Below are 286 nucleotides of genomic sequence, written 5' to 3' on the forward strand. Positions count from 1 at the left end.
GTGTACCTTTAAGTAGAGTGTATTATACAGAATCGGGTGAGGCAGTACATTATGAATCGGCACAACATGCTAGCCGTATGAAAGAAAGAGTGAAATTGTTTGTCCAGTCCTACGGTAAACATATGGACGAAGATTACTTAGGAATAGTGTTACTACGATTAGAAGCATTATGTACATATATGAAAAGAAAAGCACAAGAAGGCGATTTGAATTTCCAAAAAATGATTGATGAAGGACATTTAGAGCATTATGAGTAAGATATGAAGTTTATTCGCGAACATAGAGC

General features: G+C 35.7%; 1 pseudogene. It reads left to right on the forward strand.

The window, feature by feature from the left end:
• Nucleotides 1-257: pseudogene (locus tag ACSG5Z_RS31840) on the forward strand (phosphotransferase); the annotation flags it as partial.
• Nucleotides 258-286: the final 29 nt, after the last annotated feature.

It is taken from the genome of Bacillus pretiosus (assembly GCF_051294775.1).
Lineage (GTDB): Bacteria > Bacillota > Bacilli > Bacillales > Bacillaceae_G > Bacillus_A > Bacillus_A wiedmannii.